General features: G+C 68.1%; 21 protein-coding genes. 7 read left to right on the top strand and 14 right to left on the bottom strand.

The features are described 5' to 3' along the window. Positions 1-309: 309 nt before the first annotated feature. The 3 genes from L0U85_RS18385 to L0U85_RS18395 are packed head-to-tail and all read left to right on the top strand — an operon-like array spanning position 310 to position 2,258. The gene (locus L0U85_RS18385) at positions 310-1,353 is read left to right on the top strand and encodes a LacI family DNA-binding transcriptional regulator (RefSeq protein WP_241379216.1); all 1,044 of its coding nucleotides are present in this window, start codon (positions 310-312) and stop codon (positions 1,351-1,353) included. Positions 1,354-1,401: 48 nt separating this feature from the next. Continuing rightward, on the top strand, positions 1,402-1,776 hold the full coding sequence (locus tag L0U85_RS18390; protein WP_241379217.1) for a metalloregulator ArsR/SmtB family transcription factor: 375 nt from the start codon (positions 1,402-1,404) through the stop codon (positions 1,774-1,776). Next, complete coding sequence (locus L0U85_RS18395) at positions 1,773-2,258, top strand: SRPBCC domain-containing protein (RefSeq protein WP_241379218.1); 486 nt, start codon at positions 1,773-1,775, stop codon at positions 2,256-2,258. The genes L0U85_RS18390 and L0U85_RS18395 overlap by 4 nt, the downstream gene beginning before the upstream one ends. Before the next feature lie 42 nt (positions 2,259-2,300). On the opposite strand, the gene L0U85_RS18400 is transcribed toward L0U85_RS18395, so the two are convergent. Then, positions 2,301-4,271, bottom strand: a complete 1,971-nt coding sequence (locus L0U85_RS18400) for a phosphatase PAP2 family protein (protein WP_241379219.1) — start codon at positions 4,269-4,271, stop codon at positions 2,301-2,303. Positions 4,272-4,536: 265 nt separating this feature from the next. Between L0U85_RS18400 and L0U85_RS18405 the strand changes: the two genes are divergently transcribed. Further along, the gene (locus L0U85_RS18405) at positions 4,537-6,810 is read left to right on the top strand and encodes a cellulose binding domain-containing protein (protein WP_241379220.1); all 2,274 of its coding nucleotides are present in this window, start codon (positions 4,537-4,539) and stop codon (positions 6,808-6,810) included. Positions 6,811-7,063: 253 nt separating this feature from the next. Here L0U85_RS18405 and L0U85_RS18410 read toward each other — a convergent pair whose 3' ends face one another. The 9 genes from L0U85_RS18410 to L0U85_RS18450 form a co-directional block, all read right to left on the bottom strand. After that, on the bottom strand, positions 7,064-8,410 hold the full coding sequence (locus L0U85_RS18410; protein ID WP_241379221.1) for a PHB depolymerase family esterase: 1,347 nt from the start codon (positions 8,408-8,410) through the stop codon (positions 7,064-7,066). A gap of 189 nt (positions 8,411-8,599) precedes the next feature. Beyond that, complete coding sequence (locus L0U85_RS18415) at positions 8,600-9,454, bottom strand: DUF4349 domain-containing protein (RefSeq protein WP_241379222.1); 855 nt, start codon at positions 9,452-9,454, stop codon at positions 8,600-8,602. A gap of 52 nt (positions 9,455-9,506) precedes the next feature. After that, positions 9,507-10,286: an NUDIX domain-containing protein gene (locus tag L0U85_RS18420; RefSeq protein WP_241379223.1), complete on the bottom strand. Its 780-nt coding sequence runs from the start codon at positions 10,284-10,286 to the stop codon at positions 9,507-9,509. Further along, the gene (locus tag L0U85_RS18425) at positions 10,283-11,353 is read right to left on the bottom strand and encodes an AAA family ATPase (protein WP_241379224.1); all 1,071 of its coding nucleotides are present in this window, start codon (positions 11,351-11,353) and stop codon (positions 10,283-10,285) included. The genes L0U85_RS18420 and L0U85_RS18425 overlap by 4 nt, the downstream gene beginning before the upstream one ends. Then, positions 11,350-12,000, bottom strand: coding sequence for a nicotinamide riboside transporter PnuC (gene pnuC / locus L0U85_RS18430; protein WP_241379225.1), 651 nt, complete (start codon positions 11,998-12,000; stop codon positions 11,350-11,352). Before pnuC ends, L0U85_RS18425 begins: the two co-directional genes overlap by 4 nt. A 62-nt stretch (positions 12,001-12,062) precedes the next feature. Then, positions 12,063-13,274 (bottom strand): exonuclease domain-containing protein, encoded by a 1,212-nt coding sequence (locus L0U85_RS18435; RefSeq protein ID WP_241379226.1) that lies wholly within the window; start codon positions 13,272-13,274, stop codon positions 12,063-12,065. Positions 13,275-13,655: 381 nt separating this feature from the next. Then, positions 13,656-13,982, bottom strand: coding sequence for a hypothetical protein (locus L0U85_RS18440; protein ID WP_241379227.1), 327 nt, complete (start codon positions 13,980-13,982; stop codon positions 13,656-13,658). Then, the gene (locus tag L0U85_RS18445) at positions 13,979-14,287 is read right to left on the bottom strand and encodes a hypothetical protein (protein WP_241379228.1); all 309 of its coding nucleotides are present in this window, start codon (positions 14,285-14,287) and stop codon (positions 13,979-13,981) included. The genes L0U85_RS18440 and L0U85_RS18445 overlap by 4 nt, the downstream gene beginning before the upstream one ends. Before the next feature lie 459 nt (positions 14,288-14,746). Then, positions 14,747-14,932 carry a DUF397 domain-containing protein gene (locus L0U85_RS18450; protein ID WP_241379229.1) on the bottom strand — a complete coding sequence of 62 codons (186 nt, stop codon included), beginning with the start codon at positions 14,930-14,932 and terminating at the stop codon, positions 14,747-14,749. A gap of 529 nt (positions 14,933-15,461) precedes the next feature. Between L0U85_RS18450 and L0U85_RS18455 the strand changes: the two genes are divergently transcribed. Further along, on the top strand, positions 15,462-17,075 hold the full coding sequence (locus tag L0U85_RS18455; RefSeq protein ID WP_241379230.1) for a PDZ domain-containing protein: 1,614 nt from the start codon (positions 15,462-15,464) through the stop codon (positions 17,073-17,075). Positions 17,076-17,191: 116 nt separating this feature from the next. Here the strand turns inward: L0U85_RS18455 and fdhD are convergent, their stop codons facing one another. Genes fdhD through L0U85_RS18470 form a run of 3 tightly spaced genes read right to left on the bottom strand, consistent with a single transcriptional unit; the run spans position 17,192 to position 21,439 of the window. Then, the gene (gene fdhD, locus L0U85_RS18460; protein WP_241379231.1) at positions 17,192-18,016 is read right to left on the bottom strand and encodes a formate dehydrogenase accessory sulfurtransferase FdhD; all 825 of its coding nucleotides are present in this window, start codon (positions 18,014-18,016) and stop codon (positions 17,192-17,194) included. Positions 18,017-18,020: 4 nt separating this feature from the next. Then, complete coding sequence (locus tag L0U85_RS18465) at positions 18,021-20,303, bottom strand: FdhF/YdeP family oxidoreductase (protein WP_241379232.1); 2,283 nt, start codon at positions 20,301-20,303, stop codon at positions 18,021-18,023. Further along, positions 20,300-21,439: a site-2 protease family protein gene (locus L0U85_RS18470; protein WP_241379233.1), complete on the bottom strand. Its 1,140-nt coding sequence runs from the start codon at positions 21,437-21,439 to the stop codon at positions 20,300-20,302. The genes L0U85_RS18465 and L0U85_RS18470 overlap by 4 nt, the downstream gene beginning before the upstream one ends. A 114-nt stretch (positions 21,440-21,553) precedes the next feature. Between L0U85_RS18470 and L0U85_RS18475 the strand changes: the two genes are divergently transcribed. Next, positions 21,554-22,231 (top strand): cellulose binding domain-containing protein, encoded by a 678-nt coding sequence (locus tag L0U85_RS18475; protein ID WP_241379234.1) that lies wholly within the window; start codon positions 21,554-21,556, stop codon positions 22,229-22,231. On the opposite strand, the gene L0U85_RS18480 is transcribed toward L0U85_RS18475, so the two are convergent. Further along, positions 22,228-22,428, bottom strand: coding sequence for a hypothetical protein (locus tag L0U85_RS18480; RefSeq protein WP_241379235.1), 201 nt, complete (start codon positions 22,426-22,428; stop codon positions 22,228-22,230). The genes L0U85_RS18475 and L0U85_RS18480 overlap by 4 nt on opposite strands. 124 nt (positions 22,429-22,552) lie before the next feature. Between L0U85_RS18480 and L0U85_RS18485 the strand changes: the two genes are divergently transcribed. Further along, a partial coding sequence (locus L0U85_RS18485) for a hypothetical protein (RefSeq protein WP_241379236.1) occupies positions 22,553-22,778 on the top strand: 226 nt, incomplete at its 3' end.

Here is a 22,778-nt window from a genome sequence, read left to right on the forward strand (position 1 = left end):
GAGAACCGGTCCTGGGGCGTCGGCGAGTACTTGTCGCTCATGTCTTTCATCCTTTGCTGCTTCAGATCTCGAGGTCTTCCATCGGCGCGTCGAGGCTCTATTCCATCGTCTCCGAACTCAGTGTTCGAAACAGTTTCGCACTCGTTTCTCGGCGCTCTCGAACATACGCATCGGCTGCGAGCGCGTCAAGCCACAGAAACATAAAGATCGTCCGCCCGCACTGTTGCGATCGGCGGGCCCACCTCAGACATTGAAACTGTTTCGTAGGCAGGATAGAATGGCGTCCCCGACGAGGACGAGGTGCGAGCGATGAGCAGACCGGCCCACCCCCGCCCGACGCTGGCCGCCGTCGCCGAGCGCGCGGGCGTCTCGAAGGCCACTGCCTCCAAAGTGCTCAACGACAGGCCCGGCGTCTCCGAGGGGACCAGGCGGCAGGTTCGGCAGGCGATCCAGGAGCTCGGCTACATCCCCAGCACCGGCCCGAGGGAGCCGGTCGCGCGCAGCGCGGTCCACGTCGTGTTCGACACGATCATCAACATGTACTCCCTCTACGTCCTCGACGGCGTCATCAGCGCCGGGGCCGAACACGGCGTCGACATCGTCACGAGCGCCTTGGCCGCCGACGGGGTCATCCCCGACCAGTCGCTTGGCACCGATCGCATCAGGGAGATCGCGGCCCGCGGCCACACGGGCCTGATCGTGGTCACCGCCCAGCTGACCGGCGAGGAGATCGCCCTGTGCGAGAGCCTCGGCCTGCCGCTGGTGGTCATCGACCCGCTCAACCCGCTCGACGACCGCGTCACCAGCATCGGCGCCACCAACTGGGCCGGGGGCGTGCAGGCTACGCGGCACCTGCTCGATCTCGGGCACCGCAGGATCGCCTTCGCCGGCGGCCCCGAGCACTCGGTGCCCGGCCGCGAGCGCCTCCACGGCTATCGCGAGGCCCTGGAGACCGCGGGCCTCGCCCCCGACCCGGCGTTGACGAGTCACGGCCCCTTCGCAGCCGAGACCGGAGTCCAGATCGCCGAGTCCCTACTGGACATGGGCGAGCCGCCCACGGCGATCTTCGCGGGCAGCGACGTGATCGCCTTGGGCGCAATCCGGGTCGCCCAGCACCGCGGCGTTCGCATCCCCGAGGAGCTGAGCGTCGTCGGATTCGACGACACGTACGGTGCGATGTGGATCGAGCCGGGGCTCACCACGGTCCGACAGCCGCTGCGCCAGATGGGCCGCGTCGCCGCCCGCACCGTTCTCGAACTGGCCGGCGGCAAGGTGCCCGACTCCCACCACGTGCAGTTGGCGACGAGTCTGGTCATCCGCGAATCCACCACCGGGCCGCCCGGGCCTCGATAGGGTCGAACCGCTTGACAGCGCTGAGCGACGGCAGTAATCTACAACCAAATGGTTGTAGATGAATTGAACGAGCGGGCCACGGACCACGTGTTCCACGCACTGGCCGACGCCACGCGCCGCGACATCCTCAGCCGCTGCGCCGACGGCGAACCGTCGGTCTCGCGACTGGCCGATGCCTACCCGATGAGCTTCGCAGCCGTGCAGAAGCACGTCGCGGTGCTCGAACGCGCCGGCCTGGTGATCAAGCGGCGCCGCGGACGGGAGCAACTCGTGCGCACCGACCCCGAGGCCCTGCGCAGAGCACGGCAGGTCCTCGACCGGCTCGAGACGACATGGCGCGAGCGTGTGAATCGGATGTCCGACCTGCTCGCGGAGGAAAACGCGCCCGAAGACCACGAAACGACGAAAGGAACGGACCAATGAGCGTCACCAGTGTCGACAAGGACTTCGAACAACTGACCCTGACCCTCATCGCCGACTTCGACGCACCCGCCGAGCAGGTGTGGCGGCTGTGGGAGGACCCGCGCAAGATCGAGCGCTGGTGGGGGCCGCCGACCTACCCGGCGACGTTCGAGCGCCACGACTTCAAGCAGGGCGGCGAGACCGCGTACTACATGACCGGCCCCGAGGGCGACAAGCACTACGGCTGGTGGAAGGTCACGGCGATCGACCCGCCGAGGTCGGTCGAGATCACCGAAGGCTTCGCCGACGACGAAGGGAGGCCGATCCCTGAGATGCCCGCGAGCATCATGCGGATGCGCCTGTCCGACCACGACGGCGGCACGCGCATGGAACTGCGCTCGACCTTCGACTCCCGCGAGCAGATGGACCAGCTCGTCGAGATGGGCATGGAAGAGGGCCTGGCGGGGGCAGTAGGCCAAATGGACGCCCTGCTCACCGCCTGAGCATCGTCGCCTTGCGGCCCTCGGGCCGCAAGGCGACGCACCCTAGGCGTCGATCCGCACCGACACGCCCTCGGAGGAGTGCTCCGCCGTCGCGGTGTAGCCGTCCAAGTCGACCACGACCGATCCGAACTCGCCGCTGACGCCCTTGGCGGCGATCACCGGGACCGACTCACCCGCCGCCGGAGGACGCTGCGGGTCGAGTCGCAGCTCCAGCACACTGCCGGATTCGAGGCCGACGCGACCCGAAACCTTCAGCGGCGCCTCGGCCCCGGACACGACCGTCAGGCGCAGAGCCGCACCCGCCTGCGTGTAGGCGCCCCTCACCTCGACCTGCTCGGCGTCCACCACCAGAGTGCCGCCCTTGACCGACACGTCGCCCTTGCCGAGCGCGGTCGACGAGGCCGCCACCAGCGTGCCGGACTCGACGTAGACCTCACCGGAGAAGGTATTGTCGCCGGCCAGCGCGAGCGAGCCCGAACCGACCTTCATGAGCTTGCCCTTCCCTCCGATGTCGTTGCGCCACATGTCAGAGGTGTTGAAGCCGCCTTTCGAGGCGTCCATGGAGACCCGGACGTCGCCGTCGAAGCGGCCGTAGCCGTCGGCGGCCGCGAACAGGTTGAGCCTCCCCCACTTCTCGGGGCCGTCCAGCAGGGCGTAGCCCCCGCGGAGCGCGGTCGTGCGCAGGACTTCCCGGCGCTGCTCGGCGTCGAGATAGGGCAGTCGGGTCTCCAGGAGGACCTCGGCTCCCTTGGGCACGGTCATCTCGGTGTCGTCGCCGCGCCGCTCCAGGAAGTAGGTCAGCCGCTGCTCGTACAGCTCCCGGTTGGCGGCGTGGTCGGCATACCGGTCGGTGTCCGGCCCCTCGCGGTGGGCGTAGGAGTACAGGGTGTCGACGGTGGTGCCGGTCTTGTCGGTGAAGTACGCCAGGGCCTGGGCGCGCGCATCGGCCTTGAGCTCGGCGTGGGTCGGGTCGTAGAGGGCGGCGGCCGCGAGTGCGGTCGCCAGGATGCGGCCGCCGATGGTGTCGACCGGCGAGTGCATGCCGGACACGATCCGGGAGTGGGCGACTTCGCCGGCGCGCACCAGCAGCTCCTGGAACCGTTCGGGGACGGCGTGGGCCAGAGCGAACGAGGCCAGGAATGCGGCGTTGGCGTGTCCACTGGGGTAGCCGCCGTCCTCATCGGGGTTGTCCGAGCGCTGGCGGAGCAGCTGCGGAGCGGCGATCACGTCGGTGTCGTAGACGGGGATGCCGAGGAAGGGCAGGCCGTCGGTCTCGACGACTTCGCTGTCCTCGTTCATCCGCCATGGACGCGGGTACTGGTAGGTGTACTTGCTGGGGTTCGAGGAGGCGTGGGGGCCGCGGACGGTGTTGACGAGCTCGACGACCCTGCCGAGGTCGGAGTCGGTGGAACCTGCTCCGCGCTCGGAGCCGGGAGGGGCGTCCGGCGGGACCGAGTCACTGATCTTCCCGTCGGGCACCCCGTCGGGGGCGCCGGTGATCGCGGTGACGGCCTTGGCGCCGGACTTGAAGAGGGATTCGAGGGGGCCGAGTCCGCCGAGTGCGCTGTGGCTCTGGTGCTGGCGGTCGAAGATGTACGACTGCTTGGCTTCGGGGACGGTGCGCTCGGCGGTGATCTCGGCGACGTAGCGCATGTTGTCGCGGAGGGTTCCCGGGTCGAGGACGGTGCCGTTGTCCCATTCGGAGCCGGTCTGCCACAGCTCCTCCATGCCCGTGAGGATTCGGACGGCGGCGTTGGTGTCGGAGGAGAGGTTGTCGGTGCTGTTGGTCAGGTAGTCGTCGACGAAGGCCTTGCCGGACCACAGGTCGTAGCGTGCCGAGTTCGGGACGATGTACGGCGCCGGTCGGGTCGCGAAGACCCCGGCCGGGGATGCGGCGGCGGGTGCGGCGGTGAAGGTCTCGGCGGCGGCCGGCGCGGCGATGACTCCGGCGGCGAGGCCCGCCGAGCGTTTGAGGAGTCCGCGTCGGTCGAGCTTGTGCTGTTGGTCTGCCATGCTGTTTTTCACTTTCGTGGGGCGGCGGGGCGGTCGTTCGAGGCTCAGCGTCGCCAGAGCCGTTAAATGCCCATTTTCGCAGAAGTAAAGCGCAGCTGGACGAATCGGGACGTTTGGAGGGCGATCCGTTGCCTTCGAGTGGTGCCGATATGCTGAGCCGACTCTGATATTGATTCAATTCAATATACCGATGGCAGTGTCCCGTGGAAGCCCGGTATCTCCACGTCGGCACGGCCTCTCCCATGATCTACGACGCGGAGTAACCATGCGAATATTCCCCAGAAGACGATGGAAGGCCATCGCGGCCGTATCCGCTGCCGCCCTGGCAGTGACCTTGCCGGCGGCCTGGGCCGTCAGCGCCCAAGCGGCGACCGGCTGCGAGGTCACCTACACGGTGTCGAACGAATGGCCCGGCGGCTTCACCGCAGCGGTCAAGGCGACGAACCTGGGCGACCCGGTCACCTCGTGGACGGTCGGCTGGAACTACGACTCCGGGCAACAGGTCACCAGCGCCTGGAACGCCGACGTCAGCCAGTCCGGTTCGACCGTGACCGCGACGAACATGTCCTACAACGGCAGCGTCGTCTCCGGTGGCGCCGTCGAGTTCGGATTCAACGGCTCGTGGTCGTCGTCGAACCCGGAGCCGAGCTCGTTCACGTTCAACGGAACGACCTGCGACGGCTCGGACGATCCCACGGACGATCCCACAGACGAACCCACAGACGAACCTACGAACGACGAACCCACCGACGAACCCACCGACGATCCGACCGGTGAACCGGGTCAGGGCGGGGACGGCCGGTACGAAGTCGAGGCGCTCACCCGCGGGGTGACGGTCGTGCCCTCGGGCAGCGGACGACTCGTGTCGTGGCGCTTGCTGGGCACCGACGACCCCGATGTGGCGTTCAACGTCTACCGCGACGGCGCCAAGCTCAACTCCTCCCCGATCACCGGGGCGACGAACCATCTCGACTCGGGCGGTTCCTCCGACTCGCAGTACACCGTCAGGGCCGTGACCGACGGTTCGGAGGGATCGGCCTCCGCCGCCGAGGCGGTCTTCAACTCCAGCGGCTATCTCGACATCCCGATCCAGCGGCCCTCCGGCGGCACCACGCCGAGCGGCGAGTCCTACTCGTACGAGGCCAACGACGCCAGCGTCGCCGACCTCGACGGCGACGGCACCTACGAGTACATCCTCAAGTGGTATCCCTCCAATGCGCACGACAACGCGCACGACGGCTACACCGGCAACACCTACATCGACGCCTACCGCCAGAACGGTCAACGGCTGTGGCGCATCGACCTGGGCCGCAACATCCGCTCGGGCGCGCACTACACCCAGTTCCAGGTGTACGACTACGACGGCGACGGCACCGCCGAGATCGCGGTGAAGACCGCCGACGGCACCCGCGACGGCGACGGCACCGTGATCGGCTCGTCCAGTGCCGACCACCGCAACTCCTCCGGGCGCGTCCTCGCGGGCCCGGAGTTCTTGACGATCTTCGACGGCCAGAGCGGCGCGGCGATGGACACCATCGACTACCAGCCGGCCCGCGGCAACGTCTCCTCTTGGGGTGACAACTACGGCAACCGGGTCGACCGGTTCCTCGCCGGAACGGCCTATCTCGACGGCGAGACCCCCTCGATGATCTTCTCCCGCGGCTACTACACCCGCTCGGTGATCTGGGCGGTCGACTGGAACGGATCGGACCTGTCCACCCGCTGGATCTTCGACTCCGACCAGGCAGGCTCCCAGTACGAGGGCCAAGGCGCGCACTCGCTCTCGATCGCCGACCTGGACGGCGACGGCCGCCAGGACGTGGTCTTCGGGGCGATGGCGATCGGCTCGAACGGGCAGGCGCTGTGGAACACCCGCATGTACCACGGCGACGCCCTCCACGTCTCCGACTTCATGCCGGACAATCCCGGCCAAGAGGTGTTCATGCCCGGGGAACACTCCAACCAGCCCTCATCGCGACTCGTCGACGGCGACACCGGATCGATCCTGTTCCAGACCTCGCCGACCGGCGACAACGGCAGGGCCGTGGCCGCCAACGTCTCGGCGAGCAATCCGGGCGCCGAATTCTGGTCGTCGCAGGTGAGCGGCCTGCTCAACGCCTCGGGCCAGAACATCGGTTCGAAGCCCGGCTCGATCAACTTCCTGTCCTGGTGGGACGGCGACGGAGAGCGGGAACTCCTCGACGGCACCCGCATCGACAACTACTCCCCCGGCCAGCGGCTGCTGACCGGTTCGGGAGTGGCCTCGAACAACGGCACCAAGTCGACCCCGGCGATCTCGGCCGACCTGTTCGGCGACTGGCGCGAAGAAGTCGTGTGGCGCACCAGCGACAGCTCCGCGCTCCGGATCTACTCGACGCCGCACGAGACGGACCTGCGCATCCCGACGCTCATGCACGATATTCAATACCGCGTCGCCATAGCCTGGCAGAACACCGCGTACAACCAGCCGCCGCACCCGAGCTTCTACATCGGCAGCGAAGTCACGACCTACCCCTGGCCCGACGTCCACACGCCTTGACACGTGATCGAGTGAGGGGCGGGGCCCGGCCGGGCCCCGCCCCTCGTCGGTGTCCGGTCACGCCGGTGGCCCCGATGATGGTGAGCTGGTATGGGAACGGGCCGCCTCTCCTGACCTCTCCGTTCGGACAGTCGTGGTGCTGCGAGGTCCGGCCGCGACGACGAGGATCATGCGCGGCTCACCGCTCTGGCGCACGGACCGAGAAACAGCGAGGTCGGGGGCGCCAGGCGCCCCCGACCGGATTGCCGAAACGCTAACCGGCGGAACAGGTCACATCGGGCGCTACGGCCGGACCCGAGGCTATGAACCCCCAGGCGTTCCTGGTCTCACCTGCTGCGACTTCGCCGTTCCAACCGGCGTCTCCGGCGGTCACCGTCGATCCGGAGGCACTCACGTCGGCGTTCCACGAGCTGGTGATCGTCTGGCCGCCGGGCCAGGTCCACGTCAGGGTCCAGCCGCCGATGCTCTCGGCGCCGGCGGTGACGTTCACATTGGCCTGCCAGCCCGAGCCCCAGTCGCTGACGACGTCGACGGTGGCACTGCAGTCGCCGTCGGGCGGATCGGTCGTCGGCTCGGAGGTCGGGTCGGTCGGGTCGGTCGGCTCGGAGGTCGGGTCGGTCGGGTCCTCAGCCGGATCGTCGAGGCCGAAGAACTCCACCACATAGGGAATCATCTCGCCGGTGATGACGTTGTGGCCGACGTCCTCGACGCTGATCGCTTCGACCGGAGCTTGGGAATCGGTGCCGCCGTAGCGGGTCCGCTCCCAGTTCGACCGCGGCCGGTCGCTGAACGACGGCGTCTGGGAAACTCCGTGGACGTTCGTCCACTGCTTGATCTGCTCGCCGAAGTTCGGGTAGCGCAGGGCGTCGTCCTCGGTGCCGTGCCAGGTCTGCATGCGCGGGCGCTCCCCGGTGAAACCCGGGTAGGCGTTGCGAACCAGATCGCCCCACTCCTGCGGTGTGCGGATGATCTCGCCCTCCGAGCACTGCGAGTTCCATTCCGAGCCGTCGGTCGTCGCGAAGCATCCGAACGGGACTCCCGCGAACGCCGAGCCGGCGGCGAAGACGTCCGGGTAGAGGCCGAGGAGGACGTTGGTCATCATCGCGCCCGAGGAGACGCCGGTTACGAATCTCCGCTCGGCGTCGATGGTGTAGTTCGACTCGACCCAGTCGATCATCGACTTGATGCTCACCGGATCGCTGCCCCCGCCCCTGGTGAGGGCCTCGGGCGAGGCGACGTCGAAGCACTTGCTCTCGCGCGTCACCGACGGGTACAGGACGATGAAGCCGTGCTCCTCGGCCAGCTGGGCGTACGGAGTGCCGTTGTAGAAGTCGGGGCCGGAGCCGGTGCACCAGTGGACGCCGACGAGGAGCGGCGCGTCGGGCTGCACAGCGTCCGGCACGTACACGTACATCTGGAGGTCGCCGGGGTTGGAGCCGAAGCCCGTCACCTCGGTCAGCTCCCCGGTCGGCACGGGGCCCGACTGCGCCTCGGCCTGATTGGGCAGTGTGACGGCTAGGAGCGCGCCGGCGATGACGAACACCGCGGTCGCCAGGGCGACCGCGGCGCGCCGCGTTCTGAGTCGGATCGTTGGAGCCATGGAGTCTTCCTTGTCTGCCGGGTGGCGGCGGTCCAGACTGTCGGACGCACCTGGCAGAAGCGCTCCCAGTCGTCCGACGTCGACTGGACCGAACCACGTGAGTCGGAGAATCGCAATGAGAGACGTCGTGAGAGTCCAGACAGAATATATCGATTTACATCAATACACAAGTGCCTCAAGGGCGCCGTCTCAGATCGCGCTGCGGCGGCGAGAGCGCCGCACATACCACAATGGAACAAAGATCGCCGCGAGGACGACCGCGATGAGCGGCGTGAACGGCAGCAGGACGCCGAGCACGATCGAGGCGACGCGTAGGAGGCTCGTGACGCCGGACCATCCGGTGCCGACGGCCTCCGCGAAGTTGCCCGGGCCGGTGGACCCGTCGACCTCCTCGGTCTCCTCGGGAGTGCTGACGATGTAGGTGATGGTTGACAGCGCTACGCGGTCCTGGAGGTCGGCCAGCTGCGATTCGAGGGAGGCGAGGGCGGCCTCGCGGTCGGCGATCTCGGCCTCCAGGTCTAGAATCGCCTCGACCGAGGAGGCATCGGCGAGGAGTTCCCGGACGCGTTCGAGGCTGGCCCGTCTGGTCGCGATGCTGGATTCGAGGTCGACGGCCTGGCCGGTGACGTCCTCGGTGTCGACGGTGCGGCCGATCTCCTCCTCCGCGAGGCCGGCGAGCGCCTCGACGGCCTCGCCGAATCGCTCGGACGGAATCCGGACGGTCAGCTCGGCGCGGGCCCCGGACTCGTCGTCGTGGCGGCGGTCGGCGGTGACGAGTCCGCCGTAGGACTCGGCGGTCGCCCAGACTTGTTCGGCCACCGCGACAGGATCGGGATCGAGCGCATCGAGGGTGCCGACGTAGATGAGGTCGCGCTGCTCGGCGACATCGAACTGGGCCGCGCCGGGAGCGGCCCCGTCGACGGATTCCTCCGGCACGGCCCCGGATTCGACCCGTGCGGCATCGGTCCCGCCGTCGCTTGAGGAGCAGCCCGTCGCCACGAGCACGGCGAGGAGGAGCGCTGCGGGAGCTCTGAGAAGTTTCATGGAAAGCCTCACAGGGGTAGTGAATGTCGAAGCGACGCGATGTCCGCCTCCTTCAACATTGGACGCCGAGCGTCACACGCCGGCTCCCATCCGCTATCGATCGGACGCCGCGAGATAACGACGCGGTCGGACGAAGCAGCGCCGGCTGGAGCGCGGCCGCCGATCCGGCGCGGTACAGCGCACCGGGTTTGCCGCGTCCGGCGGTCCTGCGAGGTGGACCTTCGACGGGCTCGACGAATCCGGGAGTGGCGAGGACCTTGCGGCGGAAGTTGGGCCTGTCCAGGCCGGTCCCCCACACGATCTCGTAGATCTGCTGCAGCTCCCCCAACGTGAAGCGCTCGGGACAGAAGACGGTGGCGAGCGTCGTGTACTCCAACTTGGAGCAGACGCGTTCGTAGGCATCGGAAAGGATCGCGTCGTGGTCGAACGCCAGCGGGGGTGCGTCCCCGTGGGGGAACCAGCGGGCATGGACGGCATCGCCGCCGCCTCTCGGCTCGGGCAGGTCGGAAAGGAGCGCGGCATAGGCGACCGAGACCACACGCATGCGCGGGTCGCGGTCCGGATCGCCGTAGGTGCGAAGCTGCTCGAGGTGAAACCGGTCGGGAGAGCCGTCGAGCCCGGTCTCCTCGGCCAACTCCCGGCGCGCGGCATCGTCGGTCGATTCGCGAGGCAGCACGAATCCGCCGGGCAGGGCCCATCGCCCCCGGTACGGTTCCTCGCCTCGCTCGATGAGCAGTACCTGGAGCCGGTCTTCCCGAATGGTGAAGACCGCCAAGTCGACCGTGACGGCGAACGGCTCGAACGCGTGCTTGTCGTACCCTTCGACGCTCATCGGCGCTCCGGAAGCGGATCGGCGAACGCCCAGCCCTCGGCGAGGAGACCGTCGACGGCGCTGACCGCCGCGGCGAGGCGCTCCTGACGGGTGCCGGTGAGTTCGACGAAGCGGCGGCCGGTCTCGTACAACTCCGTGCGGAAGCGGTCGTACATCCAGGAGCGCAGATGCTCGCCGTCACGGAGGCCGTCGTCCTCGAACGGGACGCCGCGGTGATCGGTGAGCAGCCACAGATGGTGGCGGATCCGATCGGCGACGGCGTCGATCTCAGGATTGCGTCCGCCGAGGTAGCGCTCGTGCCAGATCGCGGTCGCGAACGAATCGGTGTCGCACACGAGCACCGGAGCGCCGAGCCGAGCGGCCCGTTCCTCCGCTTCGTTCTGCCGCGCGGCGATCAAGGGGAACTCCTCGGAAGAGAACACCGCATCGGACCAGGCCGCATCGGGGCGGACGGCTCGCAGAGCCGCCAACTTCTCCTGGCTGAAGGTCCGGCCGTACTCGGGGACGTACTGCGTCAGCGACCAAGGAAAACCTCGTGACCGATATACATCTGCGATCTCGTGGGCGAGCGTGGTGGTGCCGCTCGACTCGGGCCCGAGGACCACCACCCGCCGGGTGAGCGCGGCACGGACCGGGCCTTCCAGGAACTCCCAGTGCGCGACCGGATCGGCGCGCACCGCCGTTCCGGAGACCGGATAGCGGGCTCGGCCGACGTCGATCTGGACGTGGTCGGCGCCGAACCGCCGGGCGAGCTCGTCGCCGTACGCCTCGGAGGTGAAGACGGCATCGACCGGCTCGGGAACGGCGGCCGTGAAGATCGCCATGTGCGCGTCCCAGATCGCGGGGTCGAGCAGGTCCATGCGCACATCGTCGACCGCGCCGATCACCCGGACGCCGGGGTGCGACTCGCGAAGCCAGGCCACCCGGTCGCCGAGCCCGATCGACTCGACCGAGGAGGCGCATACGAGCACCGTGAGCTTCTCGCACCGCCGCTGGGCTGTCCGAATCAGGTGGTGATGCCCGGCGTGCGGCGGATAGAACTTGCCGAGCACCAGCCCGTGGCTCACGCCGCGACCTCCACCCGCTCGTGGTCGGCGGCCATGCTGCGCCGCCAGTTCACCAACCCGGTGACGCACAGGGCCATGAACCCGATGTACAGCAGCGAGGTGAGGAAGAGCCCCTTGTAGGCGTAGAGCGGGACGTATACGATGTCCGCCGCGATCCAGAGCCACCACGACTCCAGTCGCTTGCGGCACTGCCCGTATGTGGCCATGAGCGACAACACGGTGGTGAGCGCGTCCCAGAACGGGACCGTGGAGTCCGTCGCGGTCACGAGCAGCCAGATGATGCCGGCCAGTCCGGCGACGCCCGCCGCGCCGAGCACGACCCACTCGTTGCGGGTCGTGCGCCGCACCGGCAGCGTGTCCGCGCCGGGCCCGCCGCCGCGGACCCAGTTCCACCAGCCGTACACGCCGAGGGAGATGAACACCAGCTGAAGCCCGGCATCGGCATAGAGGCCGGCCTGCGAGAACAGGAGGATGAACAGCAGGCAGTTGGCGATGCCCAAGGGCCAGTTGGCGATGTGCTGCCGGGCGACGAGCCAGACGCACAACGCGCCCGTCCCGAACCCGAGGACCTCGGTCCAGGTGACACTCGTGCCGAGCAGGGTGAACAGAGGTTGCTGGAGAAAGTCGGCGACATCCGTGAGAAGCATGCGAGGGGTTCCCTTCAATAGTCATCATGACTATATAGAAGCACCTCCTTTTCGGCAAGTCCTTATCGCAACCGGGAGAGGATCAAGTCGACCGCTTCGACCCCCACCACCGGGATGCCGTACTGCCGGGCCTTGGCCGCCTTGCCCGACATGGAGTCCGGATCCGCGGCCACCACGAGGGCCGTCCTCTTGGTGACGTTGGTTCCCACCGCGATCCCCGCCGTGCCGAGTCGTTCGGCCCAGTACTGTTTGGATTCGGCGAAGGAGCCGGTGAGCACCACGAGGTCGCCTCGGCGCAACTCGAAGCGATCGACGGGGTCGACGGCCACCGCCGCGTCCGCGGCTGCATCCTGAATCGCCTTGCCCACCTCCTCCTCGGGAAGCGACAACTGCGCCGCGACGAGCTTGAGGTCTTCCAGCTCGCCATCGGTGAGGACGCCGTCATCGAGGGCCACCGACGCCAAGGCGAGCAGATATCCGCGGTGCAGCTCGATGGCGGCCGGGCGGGCGATGCCCAGTTCGGCGGCCAGCGCCACCAGCTCGTCGGCCTCGGTGGAGGACACGTGCCGGTCGATCAGGGCCCGGTCGAGCATGGCCAGGTACAGGTCCGCTTGCGGGGGATCGGGAACGCGGGGCAGGTGCTCGACGAGACGCGCGAGGAAGTCGGCGCCGCCGGTGGAACCCGCGCCCCGACGCACCGGCTCGGCGAGCCCGGTCGGCAGCTGGGGCCAGGCGAGCCGCGCGGCGATCCAGCGCAGCTCCTCCCAGGGTGGGATGACGCTGGTGCTGCCGAGATAGAAGGTGAGCAGCTCCGCGGTCGCGAGCACGTCCGACAGCGCCTCGTGCGGCCGGTCATTGTCGATCCCGGCCGCGTGGCAGCAGTCCCCGAGGGTTCGCCTCACACCCGGTAGGAAGTGCGACGCCCAGGACATGGTGCAGACGCCGTACTCGGCGAGATTCGGTATCGCCGTACCCAGCCGGGCGTACTCGTTGAGGAGCATCCGGCTGTCGAAGGCGATGTTGTGCGCGACGGGGATCCGTCCGACGAGGCGTGCGAGCACTTCGCCGGCGATCTGGTCGAACGTGGGGGCCCGGCGGACGTCGGCGGCCCGGATGCCGTGCAGCACCTGCGGTCCGAGGTCGCGCCGGGGATTGACGAGCGTGGCCCACCGGTCGGTGACCCTGCCCTCGGAGTCGAGGTGCGCCACGGCTATTTCGACGATTCGGTCCTTGCTGTACAGACCGGTGGTCTCCACGTCGATCACCGCATACATGACGCTCCGCCCTGCTTTCTAAACAATGAGTGAACCCACTCTACCGAGGATTCCCTGTCAGCACTCGGCGCCCGCGACGGTCGCCAAGAGTGGTTACGACGAATTCTCGGCTCCTGTCCCGGAGCCGTATGTGGACTCGAGAGTGAAAGCATCGACCGAGCAACTGCGGCCACACCTCGGCGCTCGCCGAGGTACCGAAAGGCGTTCCCGCCGCTACCGATTGACGAGCGAATCCGGTACTTGCAGCATCTCTTCCATTTCTCTGAGAATCCGAGATTTCATGGCCGATTCTCGGCCATGAAATGGCGGATCCGCAAGGCTCAGGTCGGGCGCGGCGGTGATCGGGAGGAACAACGGTCTGCCCACCTCCGCGCCCGAGCCTCAGGAGGGTCGGTTCTGTCCGCGCGCCCGGGCTTGGCGGACGACACCGATGGTGTTGCCGTAGATGACGCGGGCCCAGGGATCGCCGGAGTCTATCCAGCCCTTGAGCCAGGAGACCTCGGGCGACGGGTAGTAACAGCCGACGCCTTCTACAGCGAGGATCTGATACGGCGCTTGGATGCCGTCGTCGAGCATCACCCGGACGGCGATCGGATCGTGTTCGTCATCGCCGTAGACGATGAAGCTCAGCGACTTCGCGACGTTGAACTCGCCGAGCCGATGCGGCGTCGCGTCGGCCCGGGCGACCGTGGCATCGCGATCACTCATGCCGCCTCACCGTCCCGGTCGGCCTGGCCGATGTAGAGCCCTGAGCCGTACCAGAGGGCGCCGACCTGTTCGAGGACGATCAGGCGCTCTTCGACATCGATCAGGGAGGCGTGCTCCGGCTCGACGCACAGGCGCGGGTCGCTGTCGAGGGCTACCACGACACCGAATCGGACGGACTGGTCGATGAAGTCGATGCCGACCGCATCGCCCATGCGCGGCCAAGAAACGGTCGCCGGTTGGCCGGCGATGTCGATCTCGCCGAGGACTTCGACGAGCGTTTCGATCAGGGTCTGATGTTGCGGCATAGCCGCCTCCGTTCGATCCTGGATGGAGTTGGCGAGAGGAGGCCCCACCGACGGCAGCGCCGAGCCGCCTCCCCTCGCCGAGCCGATGCGCCCCACCGCGCACCGACGACTTGAATCTAGGGGAAGAAGAGGGCGATTCCAAGCCTTTGACCTGGGGTTTAATTCGGCAGAGCTGGATGCTATCCACTGATGGGTTGTGTACTCGGGACGCCTGAAGAGGTACCGATGGGAGGTGTCTATGGTCAACACCGAAGCCGCAAGTGGCTCGCCTTCGGCTCGATCGAGAGGGATGAAAATAGCCAAGGCCCGCTCGCGCTGGCCCTGGCTCATATCCGATAGTTGTGATGTTTTCACTTGGCGCTCTTGGCTTCTGCCGCTGGCTGCCTGGCCTTGGGGCACCTTGCCCAGTGGTGTCAGCACCTGAAGGTGTCGGGCCAGGAGGTACTAGGGCGCTGGCGATCAGCGCTGCGCGGTCTCCAGCAGGGCGACGAAGTCGCCCTGCGCGAGCCCGAAGACTGGGGAGCCGTCGGACAGTTTGGAGTCGCGGACCTCGAACCCGGCCGTGGTGGCACGGGCTTCAACGCAGTCGCTGCCTGCCTCTCCGTTGCCGGAACGGCTGGACTTGCGCCACTTCGTTGTCGTCATAACAGTTGGAAATCCTTAATCGGTACGGCCTTCTTGACGGACTCGTCGAACGAGTCCTGGAACGAGGCAACCGTTTCGGGCACCTCCAAATAGCGAGCCCCTTCAAACGATTCTAGGTACACCGTCTTGGGGAACTCCCCACCCTCGACTCGAAGAGCTCGTAGGCGCTTCCGACGGAATGATATGCCCCTGCTTCATAGGGCACCACCAAGATGGCCCGCACCGACCTCATCGACGGGATCTTCGCCGGAACCAGACTCAAACCCCCGTAGACCCTGTCACTCCAGCGGCTGTAGTTCCGCTTGCTGACACTGGAGGAGAGCTTGATAGGCAACTGCACGAGCCAACATGTGGAAATCGGATTCTTCTCCTAGGAATCCGACCTCACGTTCGGGCAGTATCTGTCCTGCAGATGCCTCGGATACTGATCAGGTTGCTCACACCTATCCGCCACCGGGGCCGCAGATCGTCCACTCCCGGAAGTCCCTTCGAGATCGCTTGCCTTGCAATACGAACCTATCATTGAGGGATGCAGCTCACCTCCGCTCGCCGCTGGATCTCGCTTATCCCCGTGATCTCGGCCCTTGCGCTCACTGCGGCCTGCACCTCGGCCGAACAGGGCACCATCGGCGATCCGGCCGCGTCCGCCGAGGAGCAGCCCGCAGCCGAGGACTACACGCCACCGCTGTCGTTCGGCGGCGAGACCGTGAGGGCCGAGGTCGAGGCGTACTTCATAGACGGCGATCGCCTCTACACCCTCGACGCCTCCGACCCTACCGGGGCGCGGGCCGACTCGATCACCTCCCGGTCGATCGAGACCGGTGAGATCACCGGCACCGTGTTCGTCGACGGCATCGCCACCGCCTTGAGGGAACACGGGTATCAGCGGGCCCGGTTGGCCAAGGTCGACGGGAAGGTCGTGCTCGTATACGCGCGCATTACCGAGAGCGAGGACTCGCAGACCGGCGAGACGAACGAGACGATGAACGTCACGATGTTCGACACCGAAGACGGAGCCATTGTCTGGGAATCGAGCTTCGCGCTGTCGTCGCCCATCGAAACCGACAGCGGGTTCGACGGTCTGGGCAGCATGGACATCCGCTCGGTGAGCGACGACCACGTGATCGTCACCGGATGGAACGAAGGCTTCGCTGGCCTGGAGGCATGGGTGCTCGGCACGGCCGACGGCGAACGGACCGCGCTCGACTTGGACGTGGCCCCTGTGGTCGAGAGCGACGGCGTCCTCGCGGGCTGGCGACTCGACCTGTCCCATACCCGGTCGATCGTCGGCATCGAGCTCGCGTCGGGCGAAGAGGTGTGGGAGCTCGAGCTCGGTCCCATATCGGACATAGTCCACCTCGGCGACGGCCTCTTGGCGGCCTACGAGTACGAATACGAATACGAGTCCGCGCTACAGGAGGCGGGGGGCGGATTCGAATCGGTTGCGCAGTCGAACCGGATCATCGACGCGGCGAGCGGCGAAGAGCTGATCGCGTTCGAGACCGAATCGGAGGGGACGGTCTCCTGCCTGCACGACGGCTTCGGCCTGATCGGCTGCGCCGACGAGGAGCGTTCCTACCTCGAGGTGTTCGACACCGCCACCGGTGATTCGGTCTGGAGCAGCAGGTACGTCCCAGTCGACTGGGAGCACCCTGATCTCGTGAGCGCCTTCTCGAAAGGTGTCCTCTACGTCGCCGACACCTACTACAGTACGTTCGCTGCCATCGACGCCTACACTGGCGAATATCTGGCCGATGGACTCCCGGGCGCGCTCACCGAGGTCGGGCCCGGATACGGCCTCCGTGTCGATGAGTCGTGGGATTCCCCGCCCGCGTTGACCCTCTACCCCGCCGCGATCGACCACGGCGCCGTCCTGGGAGTCGAGGTCGTCGACCCTCCGAACGCGGCGGCGGATGTCAGCGGCGCCGTGGTGGTCTCCGTCAATCCCGGTTCAGCGGCGGAGCAGGCCGGCCTGCTGGAACACGACCTCATCGTCGCCATCGACGACAGCCCGGTCGGGTCCGCGAGCGAGCTGGTTGACCTCATCGCACGGTATGAGCCCGGTCAGACGGTCGAAGTTTGGTTCAATCGAGGCACGGAGAGCGAACGCCAGAGCGCACAGGTCACCCTCGGCGGCAGATGAACCACCCTCCGCGCCACGGTCTCCGCGAAGGTGCGCGCCGCCATCCTCGTACCGCACATCATGTTCAACGACGACAAGGGAACAGGGAAACACCCAGCGACCCTGTTACTTCAAAGTCAGTAGCAGACTCGGTCGTCTCGAGCGTAGAGGTTCACGGTGTCGCCGCGGAGAAAGCCCGCGAGGGTCAGGCCGGTCTCGGCGGCGAGGTCGACTGCCAGCGAGGACGGGGCCGAGACCGCCGCCAGGGCGGGGATTCCGGCCATCACCGCCTTCTGGACCAGTTCGAACGAGGCGCGGCCGGAGACCATGAGGACGGTGCCGCGCAGCGGCAGCAGGTTCTGGCGCAGGGCCCAGCCGATGACCTTGTCGACGGCGTTGTGGCGGCCGACGTCCTCACGGGAGGCGAGGAGTTCGCCTTCGGCGGTGAAGAGCCCTGCGGCGTGGAGGCCGCCGGTGCGGTCGAAGAGCTTCTGTGCGGCACGCAGACGTTCGGGCAGGGCGGCGAGGGTGTCGGCGGAGATCTGGAGGGGGTCGTCCTCGACGGACCAGAAGGACTCGGTGAGAACGTCGTCCAGGGCGGTCTTGCCGCAGACGCCGCAGGCGGAGGTCGTGGTCGTCTCGCGCTTCGCTGCGGCCGTGGGCGGGGCGACGCCGGAGCCTAGGACGATGTCCAGGAGATTGTATGTCTGTTCGCCGTTCTCGTCGGCGCCGGCGCAGAAGCGCATCGTCGAGAGGTCGCCGGCTTCGGTGACCACGCCCTCGGAGACGAGGAAGCCCGCGGCGAGGTCGAAGTCGTCGCCCGGGGTGCGCATCGTGACCATCAGCGATTCGCCGCCGACGCGCAGTTCCAACGGCTCCTCGACCACCAGGGTCTCGACGCGTGTCGAGCGTTCACCGCCGGTGAGTCTTACGATCTTCTGCCTCGTGGTTACGCGTCCCATGCCTCTATGCTCCGCTGTCGGGCTCGAAGCGCACGACGATGGACTTCGAGGTGGGGGTGTTGCTGGTCTCGGCCACCGAGTCGAGCGGGACGAGCACGTTCGTCTCCGGATAGTACGCGGCCGCGCAGCCGCGGACGGTCGGGTAGTGGACGACCTTGAAGTGCGCCGCGCGCCGTTCGGTCCCGCCCCATTCGCTCACCAGGTCGCAGTAGGCGCCGTCGGCCAGGCCGAGTTCGGCGGCGTCCTCGGGGTTGACCAGGACGACGCGCCGCCCGTTGCGAATGCCCCGGTAGCGGTCGTTCAGGCCGTAGATCGTGGTGTTGAACTGGTCGTGGCTTCGGAGGGTCTGGAGCAGGAGTCGGCCTTCAGCCGCTTCGGGCGAGGTGACCGGGTTGACGGTGAAGTTGGCCTTGCCCGTGGCGGTGGGGAAGGCGCGCTCGTCGCGCGGGGCGTGCGGCAGCGCGAACCCGCCCGGCTCCCGGGCGCGGACGTTGTAGCCGTCGAAGCCGGGCACGACGCGTTCGATGCGCTCGCGGATCCGGTCGTAGTCGGCGGCGAAGTCCTCCCACGGGACGCCGTCCTCGCCGAAGACCTTGCGCGCCAGCCCGGCCACGATCGCGACCTCGGAGCGCATCAGGTCGCTCAGCGGCGGGACCGTGCCGCTGGAGGCGTGGACCATGCCCATCGAGTCCTCGACGGTCACGAACTGCTCGCCGCTGCTCTGGACATCGATGTCGGTGCGCCCCAATGCGGGCAGGATCAGAGCGCGGGTGCCGGTGACGACGTGCGAACGGTTGAGCTTGGTCGAGACGTGGACGGTGAGGTCGCATCGGCGCATGGCCGCCTCGGTGGCCTCGGTGTCGGGCGTGGCGGCGACGAAGTTGCCGCCCATGGCGAAGAAGACCTTGACGCGCCCGTCCCGCATCGCCCGGATCGTGTCCACAGTGTCGTAACCGTGGTCGCGCGGCGGCGCGAAGTCGAATTCGGCGCCGAGCGCGTCGAGGAACCGGTCGGGCATCTGCTCCCAGATCCCCATCGTCCTGTCGCCCTGGACGTTCGAGTGCCCCCGCACCGGGCAGACCCCCGCTCCGGGTTTCCCGATGTCCCCGCGCAGCAGCAGGAGGTTGACGATCTCGCGGATCGTCGGCACGGCGTGCTTGTGCTGGGTCAGGCCCATCGCCCAGCACACGACCGTCCGCTCCGAGGCGAGCACCATGTCCAGCAGCCGCTCGATCTCCTCGCGCGACAAGCCGGTGCGCCGCACCGCGTCCGCCAGCACCTCCTCGTCGTCGCCGGCCGCGTGGTGCTCGGCGAGCGCGTCGAAGCCGTGCGTGTACTGCTCGACGAACTCCCGGTCGACCGCGTCCGAGCGCAGCAGCATCCTGTTGAGGGCGCTGAACAACGCGAGATCGCCGCCGACGCGGATCTGGAGGAACAGGTCGGTCAGCTCAGTGCCGCGCCCGGCCAGGCCGCGCAGCGCCTGCGGGTTCTTGAAGCGGCGCATCCCCGCCTCCGGCAGGGGGTTGACCGTGACGATCCTGGTTCCGGCCCGCTTGGCCTTCTCCAGGGCGGTGAGCATGCGCGGATGGTTCGTGCCGGGGTTCTGCCCGGCGACGATGACCAGGTCGGCTGCCCAGAGGTCGTCGAGCCGGACGCTGCCCTTGCCGATCCCGATCGTCTCGTTCAGCGCCGCGCCGGACGACTCGTGGCACATGTTCGAGCAGTCCGGCAGGTTGTTCGTCCCGAATCTGCGTGCGAACAACTGGTACAGGAACGCCGCCTCGTTGCCGGTCCGGCCCGAGGTGTAGAACGCAGCCTCGTTCGGGTCATCCAGCGCCGCGAGACGGTCGGCGATGAGCGCGAACGCCTCGTCCCACTCGACCGGCACGTAGTGGTCGGCGCCTTCGGCCAGGTACATCGGATGGGTGATGCGGCCTTGCTGTCCGAGCCAGTAACCGGACCTGCCGGCCAGCTCCCCGACCGGGTGCTCGGCGAAGAAGTCCGGTCCGACCCGCAGCCGCGTGGCCTCCTCGGCGACGGCCTTGGCGCCGTTCTCGCAGAACTCGGCCGGATGCCGGTGCTCAGGCTCGGGCCAGGCGCAGCCGGGGCAGTCGAAGCCGCCGACCTGGTTGATCCGGCGCAGCAGCGGCAGTCCGCGGCGGACACCGGCCTGCGAGGCGACGAACCGGATCGAGTTCGCCACGGCGGGCAGCCCGACGGCGTGCCGCTCGGGGCGGCGGACGTCCGGCGCGTCCTGGCCCGGGTCGTCGGTGGGAGCCTCGGTCATCCGGCAAGTCTAGGACCCGACACGCCGAAGCCGCGCAGGGTCACCGCGCGGCTGATGTCGCTGGGCGAGACGATGCCGACCAGGCGGCCCTCGCTGAACACCAGTGCGCGCCGGTCCGAGCTGTCGCTCATGCGCGCCAGCAGCTCGTCGAGCCGGTCGTCGGGCCCGGCGAGCGGGATCTCCCCGGGCGGGCAGGCGGCCTCGCGGAGCGTGGTCCGGGAGCGGCCTTCGGCGGGTACGGCCTTCATCCTGTTGAAGGTGATGAGCCCTTCGAGGCGCCCGGACTCGTCGAGCAGCGGGAACGCGGAGTGGCGGCGCAGCATCGCGGTCTGCTGCAGGAACTCCTCGATGTCGACGTCGCCGGGCGCGGTGTCGGGGTCCTGGGTCATCACGTCGCGCACGCGCAGTCCTTCCAGCGCCGATCCCATCTCCGCCTGGCGTTCCTCGGCGCTGGCCATGACGAGGATGAAAAGGCCCAGCAGGACCCACCAGAAGCCGCCGCCGTAGCCGAACAGGAAGCCGAAGACGCCGGCGGTGAGCAGGAACAGGCCGAAGGCTCGGCCGGCGCGGGCGGACCAGACGGCGGCGCTCGTGCGGTCGCCCTTCCAGGCCCACAGGGCGGCGCGCAGGACGCGGCCGCCGTCGAGCGGGGCGGCCGGAATGAGGTTGAAGACGGCGAGGATGGCGTTGACGACGGCGAGATAGCCGACGACCGGCGTCCACGGCTCGCCGACGCCGACGATCGCCATGAGCCAACCGAGCACGGCGAATCCGACGGCCGCGAGCATGCTCACGAGCGGCCCGACGACGGCGATGCGGAAGTCCGCGCCGGGCGTGGGCGCGTCCCCTTTGAGTCGCGCGACGCCGCCGAGCAGCCACAGCGTGATGTCCTCGACCTCGACGCCGTGGCGCCTGGCGACGACCGCGTGCGCGACCTCGTGGGCGAGCAGCGAGAGCATGAACAACGCGGCGGCGAGGAGCCCCGCGGCGAAGTAGGCGAGCGCGGAGTGCCCCGGGTAGGCGGTGGCCATCCCGGCGGACACGACGGCGACGAGCAGCGCCACGACGCCGAGCACGCTCCAGTGGAGCCCGACGCTGATGCCTGCGATGGTGCCGAGCCGAAATGTCGCCTTCACATTTCAGGGCATACCCGAGCCGGTCGCCTCTAATCCTCAGCCGATCGGCACCGTGTCCTGCGCGGACGCGCCTCCCGGTACGCTTCTCGGGAATCCGCGGCGAAAGGCGGTGGCGTGGAAGAACAACAGGTCGGGTCCGAGGCCCGCCGGGGGAACCTGCACGGGCACTGGCTGCGTACCCTCGCCGTCGTCTCGGCGGGCGCGGCGCTGGTCGCGACCTGGCTGCTGGGCCCGGCGATGCTCTCCGAAGACGCGTCCACTGCGTGGCCGTGGCAGGAGGAGCCGACGGCGGTCTTCACCGACGACGAGGAGCCGCCGAGCAATGCCGCCGCGGGCTCGGGCGCAACCACCACCACCGAGTCCGAGCCGTCGTCCGAATTCTCTAGCGCCGCAACTGAAGCTACATCGCCCGAGTCCGGCGGTCCGGCCCCGGCCACCGAGGCCGCGCCGACCGAAGGCGAGCCGGGGCTGGAGCCGGAGTCGGAGCCCGAAGGCGCGTCCTGCTCGGCGACGCTGTGGCTGGAGAGCTCCTGGGAAGGCAATGTGCAGGTCAGGGTCGAGGTCGCGAACACCGGCGACGAGGCGGTCTCCGGTTGGGAGGTGACCGTCGCGATCGACGGCGTCGACGTCTACCACAGCTGGGGCATGCACCGCGCCGACGGCGACCGGTACCGCAATGAGGACTGGAACGGCGCGCTCGGCCCGGGCGAGGCTGCCACCGGGACATTCCAGGCCGCGGCCGAAGGCGAGCCTGAACTTCCGGATGCGGTGCCCTGCACGGCCTTTGCCTAGATCTCGCGCTGGTGGTCGTCGATCGTCTCGGCTGATTCCCACGGCGTGGCGCGGAAGGCGTCGCCGCCGCCCGAGAGCGGGGAGCCGATGCCGAAGGTCGCCGGGTGATCGGTCGACGGCGGTGACGACCGCCTGTGTACTGACCGCCCTTCGCCTCCAAGGTCATGCGCATAGAAATCAACCGCAATCTGCGCCAACCCTCACCAACCCTACCGAAGTCGTGTCCTGCGAGTTCACCTCACCTCGTTGTTGCACGGAGGCGGCGCGCTTGTTATGTTGACCGTCCCAACTAACCCTGTGGTTTCCCTCAAGGAGGCACCTGTGCGACGACGCACATTCGCAGCATCCCTCGGCGCCGCCGCTGTCGCGGCCGCGGCCGTCCCCGACGCGGCCTACGCCAAAGCCTGGTGGAAGTGCGAGGACACTTACTCCTGGCGCAACGCGGTCATCAACGGCGGCGGCTACGTCCCCGGGATCGTGTTCAACGAGACCGAGGCGGACCTGATCTACGCCCGGACCGACATCGGCGGGCTCTACCGCTGGCAGG

The organism is Glycomyces sp. L485 (assembly GCF_022548875.1).
Classification (GTDB): domain Bacteria; phylum Actinomycetota; class Actinomycetes; order Mycobacteriales; family Micromonosporaceae; genus Glycomyces.